The sequence below is a fragment of the Gordonia sp. 11cp genome (assembly GCF_057767225.1).
The window spans coordinates 2235171-2249518 of the sequence record NZ_CM173437.1 but is presented as its reverse complement, the minus strand read 5'-3'; the positions used below and the strand labels follow the sequence as shown (position 1 = coordinate 2249518).

The 14348-nt window shown below is 66.9% G+C and carries 14 protein-coding genes; 3 read left to right on the top strand and 11 right to left on the bottom strand.

The genetic code is table 11. From position 1 onward, the window contains the following. Nucleotides 1–2: 2 nt before the first annotated feature. Nucleotides 3–536: a gluconokinase gene (locus AC3B6C_RS09935; RefSeq protein ID WP_488375883.1), complete on the bottom strand. Its 534-nt coding sequence runs from the start codon at nt 534–536 to the stop codon at nt 3–5. Nucleotides 537–660: 124 nt separating this feature from the next. Between AC3B6C_RS09935 and AC3B6C_RS09930 the strand changes: the two genes are divergently transcribed. Next, nucleotides 661–1383 (top strand): FadR/GntR family transcriptional regulator, encoded by a 723-nt coding sequence (locus tag AC3B6C_RS09930; RefSeq protein WP_488375882.1) that lies wholly within the window; start codon nt 661–663, stop codon nt 1381–1383. 6 nt (nt 1384–1389) lie between these two features. Here AC3B6C_RS09930 and AC3B6C_RS09925 read toward each other — a convergent pair whose 3' ends face one another. Together AC3B6C_RS09925 and AC3B6C_RS09920 are read right to left on the bottom strand one after the other, a co-directional pair. Further along, nucleotides 1390–2415: an aspartate-semialdehyde dehydrogenase gene (locus AC3B6C_RS09925; protein ID WP_010844104.1), complete on the bottom strand. Its 1026-nt coding sequence runs from the start codon at nt 2413–2415 to the stop codon at nt 1390–1392. Nucleotides 2416–2417: 2 nt separating this feature from the next. Beyond that, a complete protein-coding gene (locus AC3B6C_RS09920; RefSeq protein WP_010844103.1) occupies nt 2418–3683 on the bottom strand; it encodes an aspartate kinase in 1266 nt (421 codons plus the stop codon). 148 nt (nt 3684–3831) lie between these two features. On the opposite strand from AC3B6C_RS09920, the gene AC3B6C_RS09915 reads away from it, so the two are divergent. Continuing rightward, nucleotides 3832–5181 carry a hypothetical protein gene (locus tag AC3B6C_RS09915; protein WP_488375881.1) on the top strand — a complete coding sequence of 450 codons (1350 nt, stop codon included), beginning with the start codon at nt 3832–3834 and terminating at the stop codon, nt 5179–5181. 52 nt (nt 5182–5233) lie between these two features. Here the strand turns inward: AC3B6C_RS09915 and AC3B6C_RS09910 are convergent, their stop codons facing one another. From AC3B6C_RS09910 to AC3B6C_RS09880, 7 genes are all read right to left on the bottom strand, one after another. Further along, nucleotides 5234–6646, bottom strand: coding sequence for an MFS transporter (locus AC3B6C_RS09910; RefSeq protein ID WP_488375880.1), 1413 nt, complete (start codon nt 6644–6646; stop codon nt 5234–5236). A gap of 45 nt (nt 6647–6691) precedes the next feature. Continuing rightward, the gene (locus tag AC3B6C_RS09905) at nt 6692–7924 is read right to left on the bottom strand and encodes an acyl-CoA dehydrogenase family protein (RefSeq protein WP_488375879.1); all 1233 of its coding nucleotides are present in this window, start codon (nt 7922–7924) and stop codon (nt 6692–6694) included. 43 nt (nt 7925–7967) lie between these two features. Next, entirely contained in the window at nt 7968–8747 is a 780-nt protein-coding gene (locus AC3B6C_RS09900) for an SDR family NAD(P)-dependent oxidoreductase (protein WP_488375878.1), read from the bottom strand. Further along, nucleotides 8744–9784, bottom strand: a complete 1041-nt coding sequence (locus AC3B6C_RS09895) for a phosphotransferase family protein (protein WP_488375877.1) — start codon at nt 9782–9784, stop codon at nt 8744–8746. The genes AC3B6C_RS09900 and AC3B6C_RS09895 overlap by 4 nt, the downstream gene beginning before the upstream one ends. 158 nt (nt 9785–9942) lie before the next feature. Next, complete coding sequence (locus tag AC3B6C_RS09890; protein WP_488375876.1) at nt 9943–10605, bottom strand: TetR family transcriptional regulator; 663 nt, start codon at nt 10603–10605, stop codon at nt 9943–9945. Between the two features lie 34 nt (nt 10606–10639). Continuing rightward, entirely contained in the window at nt 10640–11329 is a 690-nt protein-coding gene (locus AC3B6C_RS09885; protein WP_488375875.1) for a type 1 periplasmic-binding domain-containing protein, read from the bottom strand. Then, the gene (locus AC3B6C_RS09880; protein WP_488375874.1) at nt 11326–12672 is read right to left on the bottom strand and encodes a phenylacetate--CoA ligase family protein; all 1347 of its coding nucleotides are present in this window, start codon (nt 12670–12672) and stop codon (nt 11326–11328) included. Before AC3B6C_RS09880 ends, AC3B6C_RS09885 begins: the two co-directional genes overlap by 4 nt. 163 nt (nt 12673–12835) lie before the next feature. On the opposite strand from AC3B6C_RS09880, the gene AC3B6C_RS09875 reads away from it, so the two are divergent. Further along, complete coding sequence (locus AC3B6C_RS09875) at nt 12836–13576, top strand: SDR family NAD(P)-dependent oxidoreductase (RefSeq protein WP_488375872.1); 741 nt, start codon at nt 12836–12838, stop codon at nt 13574–13576. A gap of 37 nt (nt 13577–13613) precedes the next feature. Here AC3B6C_RS09875 and AC3B6C_RS09870 read toward each other — a convergent pair whose 3' ends face one another. After that, the gene (locus AC3B6C_RS09870) at nt 13614–14276 is read right to left on the bottom strand and encodes a TetR/AcrR family transcriptional regulator (RefSeq protein WP_488375871.1); all 663 of its coding nucleotides are present in this window, start codon (nt 14274–14276) and stop codon (nt 13614–13616) included. Nucleotides 14277–14348 lie beyond the last annotated feature (72 nt).

Below are 14348 nucleotides of genomic sequence, written 5' to 3'. Positions count from 1 at the left end.
CGTCAGTTCTCCTCGCCGTCAGGGTCCGGGTCGTTCGAGTTGGGATCTTCCGGGAGGGACGCGACCAGCTCGTCGACGATGGCGTCCACGCTCTGGTCCACGTCGACGGTCAGGCCGCGTTCGTCTCCGGTCAGCTGTTCCAGGGTCTCGAACTGCGACGCGAGGAGCGCCGGGGGCATGAAGTGCCCCGGCCGCGATGCCTGGCGTCGAGCGATGACGTCGACCGAGCCGGCCAGATGCGCGAACAGTGTCGTCGGCGCGTGCTCACGGAGGCGGTCACGGTAGTTCCGTTTGAGGGCGGAACAGCTCATGACCCCGCCGTCGCCGTGCTCGGCAAGCCACTCGCCGATCGATTCGAGCCAGGGTCGACGATCGTCGTCGTCGAGCGGCTGCCCCGCCGACATCTTGGCGATGTTCGCTGCGGGGTGGAAGTCGTCAGCGTCGGCGAACGGCACTCTCAGGCGCTGTGCCAGCGCGGCTCCGACCGTCGACTTCCCGGACCCCGACACCCCCATGACGACTACGGGCGATCGCATGTTCACTCCTCACGACACTGTGCTGCTGATCACGTAGGCTGCCTCAATGATCATACTTTTGCAAGCCCGGTCGTCATTAAGTACGCAGATTCAGCAAGACCTCGACGAATGAGAAGATGAAACAGTGAGTCAGGGCACACGGAACGCGGGCGAGCGTCACGATGGGATCCTCGCCGCCATCGGTAGACGCATCGTCTCGGGAGCACAGCCGGCCGGGAGCGTACTGACCCTCGAGTCCATCAGCGCCGAACACGGCGTCTCCCGGACGGTGTCACGCGAGGTGATCCGGGTTCTCGAGTCGATGGGGCTCGTCGAGTCCAGACGTCGCGTCGGCATCACCATCCAGCCGCGGGCCCGCTGGAGCGTGTTCGACCCCCGGCTGATCCGGTGGCGCCTCGACGGCGCCGACCGCGCCGAGTTCCTGGCGACTCTGTCAGAGTTGCGGCGAGGCTTCGAACCGGTGGCGGCGGCACTGGCGGCCGAGCGGGCCGACGAACATCATTGCCGCATTCTCGCGGCGGCGGTGTCGGACATGTCGGTACACGGACGCGACGGTGACCTGGAGTCGTACCTGTTGGCCGACAAGGTCTTCCACCGAACGCTGCTCGAGGCGAGCGGCAACGAGATGTTCCGCTCACTCACCGGTGTGGTGAACGAGATCCTGGCCGGACGCACCCATCACGGGATGATGCCGGCGACCCCCAACCCGGCCGCCATCGCGCTGCACGACGACGTGGCCAGAGCAATACGCCTCCGCGACCCGGAGGTCGCGGAGGCGTCGATGCGAGCGATCATCACCGAGGCCGCGGCGGCCGTCTCCGAGGAGAACGGTCCGCCACCCGGCTGAGCTCCTCTAGACGAGCAGTTCGGCGATCTGGATCGTGTTGAGGGCCGCGCCCTTTCGGAGGTTGTCCCCCGAGACGAACAGCGCGAGGCCGCGCCCCTCGGGAACACCCGGGTCCTGCCGGATCCGGCCGACCAGCGAGGCATCCCGGCCCGCTGCGGCGAGCGGTGTCGGCACGTCGGTGAGCTCCACACCGGCTGCCGCAGAGAGGATCTCCTGTGCCCGGGCCACCGACAGCGGGTTCGCGAACTCGGCGTTGATCGACAGGGAGTGACCCGTGAAGACCGGCACGCGCACGCAGGTTCCGCTGACGAGCAACTCGGGGAGACCGAGGATCTTGCGCGACTCGTTGCGCAGCTTCTGATCCTCGTCGGTCTCGCCCGACCCGTCGTCGACGAGCGACCCGGCGAGCGCGATGACGTTGAACGCGATCGGGGCGACGTACTTGTTCGGAGCGGGGAAGTCCACTGCCGAACCGTCGTGGACGAGCTTCTCGGCATCGTCGGCGACCGCCCGCACCTGGCCGGCGAGTTCCTCCACGCCCGCGAGCCCGCTGCCCGAGACCGCCTGGTAGCTGGAGACGATGAGGCGCTGCAGGCCGGCCTCGTCGTGCAGCGGCTTGAGCACCGGCATGGCGGCCATGGTGGTGCAGTTCGGGTTGGCGATGATGCCCTTCGGCGGGTTCTTCGCCAGCTCGCCGTTGACCTCCGAGACCACCAGTGGCACATCGGGGTCCTTACGCCACGCCGAGGAGTTGTCGATGACGGTCACGCCCGCCTCGGCGAAACGGGGGGCCTGCTCGCGCGACATCGTGGCGCCCGCGGAGAAGAGGGCGATGTCGAGCCCGGACGGGTCCGCCGTCGAGGCGTCCTCGACGACGATCTCGCCGTCGCCCCAGGGCAGCTTCTTGCCCGCCGAGCGCGACGATGCGAAGAACCGCACCTCGTCGGCGGGGAAGTTGCGCTCCGCCAACAGCGTTCGCATGACGGCGCCGACCTGACCGGTCGCACCCACGACTCCGATACGTACACCCATCCTCATCGCCCCGTTCCGGCGTAGACGACGGCTTCTTCTTCGCCGCCGAGATCGAAGGCGGCGTGCAGCGCGCGCACCGCGTCGTCGAGTTCGGTGTCGCGGCACAGCACCGAGATGCGGATCTCCGAGGTGGAGATCAGCTCGATGTTGACGCCGGCCTCGCTCAGGGCCTCACAGAAAGTGGCCGTGACGCCCGGGTGCGACTTCATACCCGCGCCGACGAGCGACACCTTGCCGATGTGATCGTCGTAGAGCAGGTCGGTGAAGCCGATCTCCTCCTGGAGCTTGGTGAGCTTCTCCACCCCGAGCGGTCCGAGCTCGCGCGGGAGGGTGAAGGTGATGTCGGTCTTGCCGGTGTCGACCTTCGAGACGTTCTGGAGCACCATGTCGATGTTGATCTCGGCGTCGGCGACGGCGCGGAACACCCGCGCCGCGTAACCGGGCTTGTCGTCGAGTCCGACGACGGTGATCTTGGCCTCGCTGCGGTCATGTGCGACGCCGGTGAGAATGGCTTCTTCCACGGGGATGTCCTCCATCGATCCGGTCACCACGGTGCCGGGTTTGGTCGAGTACGACGAGCGCACGTGAACGGGAACGTTGTAGCGGCGGGCGTATTCGACGCAGCGCAGCATCAGCACCTTGGCACCACAGGCGGCCAGTTCGAGCATCTCCTCGAAACTGACGGTGTCGAGGCGCCGGGCGTCGGGCACGATGCGCGGGTCCGCCGAGTAGACGCCGTCGACGTCGGTGTAGATCTCGCAGACGTCGGCCTCGAGCGCCGCCGCGAGCGCGACCGCGGTGGTGTCGGAGCCACCACGGCCCAGCGTCGTGACGTCCTTGGTGTCCTGCGAGACGCCCTGGAAGCCGGCGACCAGCACGATCTTGCCCTCGTCGAGGGCGCTGCGGACACGTCCGGGCGTGACGTCGATGATCTTGGCCTTGCCATGGCTGCTCGTCGTGATCACACCGGCCTGGGAACCGGTGAACGACTGCGCCTGCGCGCCCATCGAGCTGATCGCCATGGCCACCAGTGAGTTCGAGATGCGCTCACCGGAGGTCAGCAGCATGTCCATCTCGCGGGCCGGTGGCGCCGGATTGACCTGCTGGGCGAGGTCGAGCAGTTCGTCGGTGGTGTCGCCCATCGCCGACACGACCACGACGACGTCGTTGCCCTGCTTCTTGGTCTCGACGATGCGCTCGGCGACGCGACGGATGCGTTCGGCCGTTGCGACCGAGGATCCGCCGTACTTCTGCACCACGAGGGCCACGTCGAGTTACCTCCCGCCGGCCAGAGTGCCGGTCGATAGACGTCAACTTGCCGGGACAACCTTACCGGGGAGTCTGAGGATGCCCTGACCTGGTCTCTGTCTGCCCCGTCCGGGCCGCGGCGATCCGATCCGCTCTAGGATCTCTCGCGTGGCCTCCCCTACCGACGTCGGCGATACCGGAGGCGGCGCCGATGGTCGGACCGGACGCCGCACCGACGACGACGTGGCGACAGCCGGAGGCGTGTCCGCCGGGACGGGTCGTCGGCTGAGGGCGGCGACCACCGCGTTCTTCGGTCCGCTGAGCTCGTCGCCCGCCGGACTCCGTAGCTATCGCTGGTGGCTCGACGCACTGGTCGTCTTCCTCGTCATCCGGGCCGTCGGCATCCTGGTCCTGGCCCGGTTCGCCGACCTCCGGGGCACCACGCTGGGCGATTCCCTGGCGGTGTGGGACGGACAGTGGATGATCGCGATCGCGACCCACGGCTACGACGGCGTGCCCTACGCCCTGACGGACGCACGGGGTCTGCACACGGCCGACACCGCGTACGCGTTCTTTCCGGGCTACCCGTATCTGGTCGGTCTGATCGCGAAGTTGCCGGGCCTGAGCCCCTTCGGTGCCGCGGTCACGGTGAACCTGGTCCTCGGGTGCGTGGCCGCGGTCGGCGCGGCACGGCTGGGCATGGTGTGCGCGCGGCTCATGGCGCGCCGGTCACCGATCGGCCCGGCGCCCGAGCGCGGAACCGGTTTGTTCCTGGTGGCGCTCTTCGCGGCGACGCCGATGTCGATCGTGCTGAACATGGCCTACACCGAGGCCCTGTTCTGTGCGCTCGCAGTGTGGGCGCTGGTCGGGGTGCTGGAGAAACGCTGGCTCCTCGCCGGCGCCGTGGCGGCGATCTGCGGGCTGTGCCGGCCGACGGCAGCGGTCCTGATCGGGGTCGTGATGCTCGCGGCCGTGGTGTTCCTGTGGCAGGCACGCGGGACCGCCGTGCCGAGAGGGGTGCGGGTCCGCGCGATCGTCGCCATCGTGATCAGCCCACTCGGCTACCTCGCCTACCTGAGTGTGGTGTGGGCGCACACCGGATCACCGACCGGGTGGTTCCGGATCCAGACCGACGGTTGGGACACCCAATTCGACTGGGGCGCGGCCGCGTTCCGCTTCGTCAACGAGATGCTCGTGCATTCGGCGGAGATCGCACCGGTGGCCACATCGTGGATCGTCCTGAGCACGCTGGTGATGCTGGGCGTCGCGGTGTGGTCTCGGATGCCGTGGCCGGTCCTGCTGTACGGTTCGCTGCTCGTCGCGCAGATCGTGCTGTCGAGCGGGCTGATGATGAGCCGGCCGCGACTGCTCCTACCCGCGTTCGTCTTGCTGATCCCACTGGCGATGGCGCTCGCCCGGATGCGACCGGCTGCCGCGGGCCTCGTCGTCGTGCCCATCGTGGTGGGTAGCTCGTGGTTCGGCGCGCACATGCTGACGGTCTTCCCGCATGCCATGTGACACCGGCGCATCTGCCGGGTGACGGTGGTTCGGAGATCCGCCGGTCCGGTCCCTACCGCTCGGATTCGCGACCGAGAGTCTGCGTTGCGCCGGCGCGACTCGACATCAGCACCGCCACTGCCGCCGCGACGACCAGCCAGCCGAGCGTCATGTACCACCCGACGAACGAGGGGCCGAGCGCGGTCAGCGCGGCCGACAACGTGAAGGGGACCACGATGTTGCTCATACGCCCGGCGCCGAAGGCCAGCCCACTGCCGGTTGATCGCAGGCTGCTCGGGAAGCTCTCCGCCATGAGCGCCGCGAGAAGCGGAGCGAACCAGGCGATCATGACGAAGTGTCCGAATGCGGCACCCGCGATGATGCCGGCCACGGGCACGGCGCCGTAGATCGCGGTGCAGACAGCCGCCCCGATGGCGGTGCCCACCATCAGGACTCGGCGAGAGACGCGATCCGCGATCAAGAACGCGAGCAGACATCCCAGGGGCGAGCCGTAGATCGCGATCGCGTTGATCGTCAGCAGCGACTCACCACTGAAGCCCCGGAGTTGGAGGATCGTCGGCAGCCAACTGCTGAAGGTCTGCGTGATCGACGCGTACACGATCCAGATGAGGCACAGCAGGATGGTCGTCCGCAACAGGCTGCCGCGGAACAAGTCCTGCCATCGTCCCGAACTGTTCTCGTCCTGGACCTGGACGGACGCGTTGGACTCGGTGGTCTCGACCGGCGGGAGTGGTTCCAGCTTCGCAGTGCCACGCTCGAGTCGTGTCAGCGCCGCTTCGGCGTCGTCGAATCGTCCCCGACTGTGGAGCCACAGCGGTGACTCGGGAATCCCGCGCAGGAACGGGACGACCAGCACACCGAACACGCCGAGCGCGAAGAAGACACGCCACCCGTCCGGCCCACTGGGAATGATGAAGCGGGACAACGTGGCGATGACGGCCGATCCGCACATTCCCGCGAAGTAGGTCAGCGCGGTCCGTGACCCGCGGCGGTGCAGCGGACTGATCTCGACGACGTAGGACAGGGCCGTCACGAAAAGTGCGCCCATTCCGAGTGCGGCGAACACCCGCAGGGCCATGAAGACACCGAGGGTCTCTGTCAGGGCATGCAGTCCCGAGCCCACGGATGCAGTCGTCAGGGCCGCGATGATGACGGGAATACGTCCGAACCGGTCTGCGGCGCGGCCGCCGAGTACCGCACCGAGGAACAACCCTGCGTACGTACATGACACGAGGACAGCGATGTCGCCGAGTTCGAAGCCCAGTTGGGCGCGGAGCGTCGGGGCCACGATGCCGAGGATGCTCTGGTCGGCGAGGTCGAAGAAGAAGGCCGCCCCCATCACGAGCAGTATCCGTCTGCTCACACCGCGCAGCGGTAACCGATCGAGGCGGGCCGAGATCTGTTCGACGGTCAGATCCGTTGCGGCGCTGGATGAGGGGTGAATGGGAGCGCGTCCAGAAGACATCGGGTTCCTCGATCAGGGCTGTGTGGGCGGACGGATGGTGTGGTGTCAGAACAAGTTGCCGCCGGCGGCCGGCGCGGTCGTCCCGTGTTCTTCGAACGCCGCGAGGACCTTCTTGCCGACTCGCCAACGGTGGACTTCATCCGGCCCGTCGACCAGGTGCTGCATGCGCGCTTCCGCGTACCACGCGGCGAGAGGGGTGTCCATCGTGTACCCCAACGACCCGTGCAGTTGCAGGGCGGTGTCGACGACCTTGCTCAGCATGTCCGCGATGAAGTTCTTGGCCATCGAATTCTCCTGCGAGATGTCGATCCCGTGTTCCATGCAGTAGGCGATGTGGAGGACCATCAACCGCGCGATGTACAGGTCGCGCGCGCAGTCCGCGAGCATCCACTGGACACCCTGACGGTCGCCGAGCGGCTTTCCGAATGTGCTGCGGGACAGCACTCTCTCGGTGGCGAGATCGAGGGCCTGTTGGGCGCGCGCGATACTCCACATCCCGTGCCGGATGCGTCCGTACCCGAGACGATGCTGGCCGGATGCGAACCCGCCACCGCGTTCGCCGAGGATGTTGCCGGACGGGACGCGCACGTCGGTCAGGGTGATCTCGGCATGGCCCGTCACGAATTCGCCGTTCCAGCTCGGTTCGACTCTGTCGTGCAGTGTGGGCACGTCACGCACGATGTCGAACCCGTCACAGGGCAGTTCGACGAGGAAGGTCGTGAACTGCCGGTGCCGCGGGGCATCGGGATCCGTCTTGGCCATCAGCAGGACGAGGTCCGAACGGCTCGCACCACTGGCGAACCACTTCTCCCCGTTGATGATCCAGTCGGACCCGTCCTCGACGGCGAGCGTCTGCATCCCGGTCGCGTCCGCCCCGGCCGCCTTCTCGGTCATCGCGAAGCAGACGCGGAGTTCACCGTTCACGAGCGGGCGGAGGTACTTCTCCTTCTGCTCCTCCGTGCCCAGCTCGAGCAGGGTCAGCATCGTCGCGTCCTGCGGTCCCATACAGTTCATCGCCCACGCGGCGAGGGGTGTGCGGCCGATCTCCAGTTGGATGACGGCATTGTCGACGTGCCCCAACCCCATTCCGCCCCAGGCAACCGGGATGAACGGGCACCACAGACCGGCGGCTCGAGCCGATTTCTGCAACTCGGCGACGATGTCGGCGAACGGTCGCTGTCCGACCTGTTCTTCGTAGGGGAGGACTTCGGTGTCGATGAACTCGGCGACCCGGGCTCGGAGAGCCGTGGTCTCGGCCGGAATGGAAAAGTCGATCATGATGTGGCTCCGTGGTGGTGGGTGGGTGTGCGGAGTGCCGACCTCAACTGGTCTGGCGATACCGTCCGCCGTCGATCCGGATCAGTGCGCCGGTCACGAACGCTGAGGCATCGCTCGCCAACCAGGTTGCGGCGCCGGCGAAATCGTCGGGCGTCCCGATGCGGTTCAGCGGCGTCCCGGAGATCGCCTCGTCCAGCATCCCCGGCGGCCAGTTGGCGGCTATGTCCGTGGCCACGCCGCCCGGAAGGATCGCGTTCGTACGCACATGCGGTCCGTAGGCCTCGGCGAGACCGACCGTCAGGGCATTCAATCCGGCCTTCGCGCAGGCGTATACGAGCTCATCCGCACCGGGTCGAAGCGAACCGATGGTGCTGACGTTGATGATGCTCCCGCGCCCGTTCGCGGCCATCAACTCTCCGAAGAGAGCGCTGAGGCGGAAGGGTCCCTTGAGATTCACGGCGGCGACCTTGTCGTAGTACTCCTCCGTCACCGAGACGAGCGACTCGTACCGCGGAGACATCCCCGCGTTGTTGACGAGGATGTCGCAGCGTCCGAACTCCGATGTCACGGCGTCCAGCAGGTTCTGGCAATCGTCCCAGTGGCCGACGTGACAGGCGACTGCGGAGGTGGGGTTCCCGGTGCCGGTGTGGATCGTCGACGCCGCGCGTTCGCACGCGTCCAGCTTGCGGCTCGCGATCACGACGGACGCACCCGCCTGTGACAGGGCGTCGGCGATCGCGAATCCGATCCCCCGACTGCCTCCGGTGACGACCGCGACTCGACCGGTCAGATCGAATGAGCCCGGTACGGGCGCCGGCGTCATCGGCGTGCACCCGAGGCGAACTGCCGGCCGAAATCGACGAGCCGATCCACCATGCGGGACCATTCGGCTGCTTGGCTCGGCGACGCCGCGCGCCCGACACGACCTTCGAGGATCGACGCCAGCTTGAACAGGGCCAGCGCCTGATAGAACGGGAGTTCGGCGAGGTCTCGGCCGGACCGCTGCGCGTACCGCTCTGCCATCTCACGCCGAGTGGGCAAGCCCTCACGGAGCGCCGCCACCCCGTCACCGATGTCCCAGGTGCCGATGGCCGGCTCCTCACCGGGTTCGGTCCAGCGCGCCAGCAGGTGGGCGATGTCGAGCAGCGGATCACCGATCGTGCCGGTGTCCCAGTCGATCACAGCGGCGAGTCGCGTGGTGTCGTGCGGCGATGCCATGACGTTGAACGGGCTGTAGTCGCCGTGCATCAGTCCGGCCTCGTTGTCGGCCGGACGGTTGTCGTCCAGCCAGGCCGCGAGTGCGCTGTAACCGGGGATGTCCCGCGTGCGGTAGCTGTCCACCTGTCGGCTCCACCGGGAGACCTGTCGCTCGAGAAAGCCGGCGGGCCTCCCGAGATCGGCGAGACCGCGGTGGACGTAGTCGATGCGCCCCAGATCCGCTGCGGCGTCGACCATCGCGAATGCCAGGTCTCGACGTGCTGCGGGCGAGGTGTAGGGACTCGGCAGCGTCCCGACGGGGGTGAAGCCGTCAACCGCACCCATGATGAGGAACGGCACGGACATCGGACAGCCCTCGGCATCGCCGAACAACAACGGGGTCGGGTGCGGCACGTCTGAGCCCTCGAGCGCCGTCAGGATCGACCACTCGCGGGTCATGTCCGATGCCCCCGGGGTGTTCGTGACGGCCGGTGGGCGACGAAGCACCCACACGGCGGTGCCACGTCTCAGCCAGAACAACTCGTTGGCGACCCCGGTGCCCGGCGCCATCCGCTCCACCGAGAGCTCCTGGCCGAAACCGGGGAGTCGGTCACCGATCCAGTCGTCCAACGCAGTTGCGTCCAGTTCGGTCAGCACGGTCACGGTCCGCTCCTTCTCGTCGCTTGGCCAGCCTTTGATGATTTATATAACTATATGTCAGTGGCTGTCAATGGCTGTCCGGGCAGGAACGACTCAGGGCCGCAATCCACTGGATGCGGCCCTGATCGATTGATTGTTGCTGTCCCGGAGCGGGTTACGGACTACGAGTCCCCCTCCGCAGGACCGTCCCAGCCCTCGGCCCATCGAGACCCGGCGATGGCGAATGCACGCCGAAGCGTGTCGGCCGGGTTGCTCGCACCGGAGCCCTCGACCCAGGTGGTCCACGCTTCGGTGGCCACCGCGGACATCGCGACGGCGAGAATGCGCAGTGCCCACTCCTCGTCGGGTCCCATCTCGTCGCCGTATCGCTGTTGCAGGACACCGGTGATCGCGTCGACACGCGACTGCCGCTCTCCCAATGCGCGGCTCCGTAGGCCGGGCGACGCCGACAGGAGGCGTCCGCGCCGACGCACCTTGTCCCGATGCCGAGGTGGTGTGTCGGCGGTTTCGATGTACGCGTTCATCAGTGCGATCCGCGGCGGCTCGGCGGGAGGCCGGTGGGCCAACGCGTCGACGAGGCGGGCGTCGAGCGCTCGCTCGTACTGCAGGACGACGTCGTCCTTCGACTGGAAGTACCGGAAGAAGGTGCGTTCCGACATGCCCGCGGCCGTTGCGATGTCCCCGACCGACACGGCGTCGAACGACGACTTGTCGAACAGTTTCAACGCGGTGTCGGTCAGCGCAACGCGAATCGCCTCGGTCCGGCGTTCGCGCAACCCCGCCGTGACGCTGGTGGTCGGTGTGCCTGGAGAGCGCTCTGTCATACGGCGACGCTACCGCCGGCACCAGCGCCGATCCTCACAACGTGACGAGGATGTCCGACCCGGAGCGATCGACCACCCCGGTGAGCCCGGTCGCGATGTCGGTGAGCCGGGAGGAACGTCGCTCCGTTCCCGAGACCACCAACCCGTGCGATCCCGCAGCGACCTCCCACTGAGAGCCGTCGACGTACATGGCGTCACCCGAGCCCGGAAGGCCGATGCCCATCGCCGGGCCGATCGGTGACATCGGGTGGCAGTCCACCCCTTGGCGTCGCAGGGTCCGATGAGCGCCGGGACGGGCCCAGATGAGACGGGGCTTCGACGCGAGCAGCGCAACGGTGTCGGCATCGGCGGAGATCGCGTCCAGCGTCTCCGACGGGAGTCCGAAGACCACCGTGATGGGCAGCCTTTTCAGCATCGAGGTGAACCGCGGCGCGTCCCAGCCGTGTTGCTCGACGGGGACGTACGTCGCACCGACCTCACGGAATGCGCGGATGAACGGCCCTGTCCACGGCAATTCGTGGTTCGGGGTGATGCTGAGGACGAGATCTCCCGATCCGATGCCGGCGCGGGCGACGACGGTGCGCGCCCATGCGCAGTCGCTCTCGTAGTCGTCCCAACTGATCTCGTACTCCAAGTCGACGCCGCCGATCTCGGTCACGACGATGCCGTGGATCGGGGCACGCGCGATAAGGTGCGTCGCCTGGATCATCGATGAACGTGTCATTTCTTGGCCACCCTGGGGAACTTTGCGACGCTGGAGCAGTACGTGAAGATCTCGTCGGTCGTCATCAGGTGCAGGTCTGTCCCGACCCCGAGCGACGACTCGAGTGTGTGCACGATCCGGGATTCGAGCTCACCCGGGTCGTCGGTCACCTCCGGCGCATAACCGACGCGGATGCGGAGTCGATCCATCGTCGTCGCGTGCTTGATGATCTGGAACAGAGCGTCACTCGTCTCCGGAAACACCTCCAGCATCCGCCAGATCTCGGCGACCACCACGGGTTTACCCGCGACCACGAGCTGGTCGCCCATCCGTCCGATCACCCACATACGCGAGTGGTTGCGCCCGAGACGGGACGTCGACCTCGTGCGACGTACGAGGTCACCGGACCTGAAGCGGATGTAGGGCGCCACCCGATTGTCGAAATCGGTGCAGACGAGTTCACCGATCTCGTTGTCGTCGACGGCGCGCAAGGACATCGGATCGATGACCTCGGGGAGGATGGTGTCCTCCCACAGGTACATTCCGTCGAGATCGGTGCCCTCCCAGGCCAACCCGCAATCACCGGCGCTGGTGTACATCGCGATGCGCACGCCCCAGTCCTCGGTGACCTTACGGCGCAGAGCGTCCCCCATCGGTTGTCCGGCGAACGCCGCGAACTTGAGGCTGGACAGCATTTCCCGCATGTCGTAGTCGTGTTCCAACGACTCCAGCTCGCGGACCAGTGGCATCACCAGCTGGACGTAGGACACCTCGTACTTGTGGATCATCTGCAGCAGGCGTTCGGCGTTGCCGATCCATGAGTCGACGTAGACCGGTACGACACCCATGGCGGAATACAGCGTGTCCCAGTAGTTCTTGAAAGTCCCCGCGGCGGCGATCACGCGATCGCCCGGACGCAGACCCCACTCCCACATGTCGCGAAGGCACACGGCGGGGATGGGTGGGATCTCGCTCCACACCTCGGCCATCAGCTCCGGTTCACCGGATGTGCCCGAACTCGTGACCACAGACGTCAATTCGCTCGGGGGTACACACAGGAGGCCGCCGAAGGAATCACCCGTCCGATCGCGGTACGCCCGGATGTCGTCCTTGGTCATCAGCGGGATCTTCTCGGAGAAATCCGCGATCGACGTGATGTCCGCGGGAGTCACTCCCGCGGCACCCCAGAACTCCCGGTAGAAGCCGGAATTGGCCCAGGCGTAATCGACGAGATCCAATACCCGCCGCTCCTGCTCGGCCTCGATCTCGGCGCGCGACAGCAGTTCGACGTGTGGTTCGAGGAAGTGCTCGTCGACTACACCGGCGCCTGCCGCGCCGGTTCTGTGATCGAGTTCGGCATTCATTCGCATCACCTTCTCCATGTGATCGTGTTTCGAGTCGTCGACCGACGGCGCCGGAGACCTGGGCAGCTCTTCAATCAGATGTATGATTGCACGACATGACAGTCGGTGTCACAGAAATCGCCGAACGGACGACAGGTCGTTCGCAATCATCAGGAGTTGAGAAATGACAAACCGTCTATTGGGGAAGTCCGCAATCGTCACCGGTGCCGGTTCAGGGATCGGGCGGGCAATCGCGCTGCGCTTCGCCGCCGAAGGCGCCACCGTCCTCGCGGCCGACGTCAATGAGGGGGTCGATGCTGTCGCACGTGACTCGGAGTTCATCGTCCCGTTCCGATGCGACGTCAGTATCGACAGCGACGTTGCCGCGCTGGAGGCCGAGGCGCAGTCCAGGTTCGGTGGCCTCGACATCCTGGTGAACAACGCGGGTATCGGCGGAGCGTCCAACACCCCGCTGCACGAGTACCCGATCGAGGTCTTCGACAAGGTCCACAGCGTGAATCTCCGCGGTGCGTTCCTCGTGCTGCAGGCCGGTCTCCGCCTGATGCTGGCCAGCGGCGGGGGGTCGGTCGTGAACACCGCCTCCACCGGCGGCTTCCGGGCGACCCCGGGCTCGAGCGGTTACATCATCTCCAAGGGCGGGATGGTGATGATGACGCGGCAGGCCGGCTATGAGTATGCGGCTCAGGGTATTCGGGTCAACGCGATCGCGCCGGGCACGATCCGCACGCCGATCCTCGACAGCGCCCCGGACGAGGTCGTCGCGAGGCTCGAGAGCCGGTCTCCCGAGGGGCGCCTGGGTACCGCGGACGAGGTCGCGAACCTGGCGCTCTTCCTGGCGTCCGACGAGGCCACTCACATCATCGGTCAGTGTTATGTCATTGACGGTGGCCGAACAGCGGGCTGACACCGACGGCGCCCTCGGTGTGGGCGGGACCTCCCCCTCACACCGCCGACGCCGCGAATCCCAGACAGAGATAATCGATTCCGGCGTCGAGCCGCGCGCGGGGATCGAGGAGCCGGCCGGCGTCGCGCCGGCCGGCCAGACGAGCGAGGTGCGACGGGACCTCGACCTCGGACTCGCCCGAGATCACCTCCGCGAGCCCGGCGGACGGCAGCAGCGAATCGTCGTGGAGCAGTTGATCGCTCACCGCGACGAGTGCGACACCGTGGACGAAACTCCAGACGGACAGCGCCATGTCGGTGGCTCGTTCGATGCCGACACCGAGTTCCAGGAACCCGGCCGCGAGCCAGTCGAGGCACGCCAAGGAATCCTCGCCGTAGCTGTGCCGTGGCGACGAGTAGGCCAGGACGACCCATGGGTGCCGGGTGTAGAGCTCCCAGTCGACGTCGACGGCGACCTGCACCCGTGCGCGCCATCCGGGCTGGGTGTCCACGGGATACGGGAACCGGCGTCCCACCTCGGTCGACATCGCCTGCAACAGGGCGTCCTTGTCCGCGACGTGGCGATACAGCGACATCGCCCCGACCCCCAGTTTCTCGGCGACCCGCCGCATCGACAGCGAGCCGATTCCGTCGTCGTCGGCGACGGCGATCGCGGCGTCCACGATCGTCGCGGTCGACAGTTTCGAGGTGTCGGACGTCACTGCGCGGTTCCTCCTGCTCAGAGCGGGAATAAAGCGATTGCGTACAGCGTACCCATCCCCGTACGCTGATCC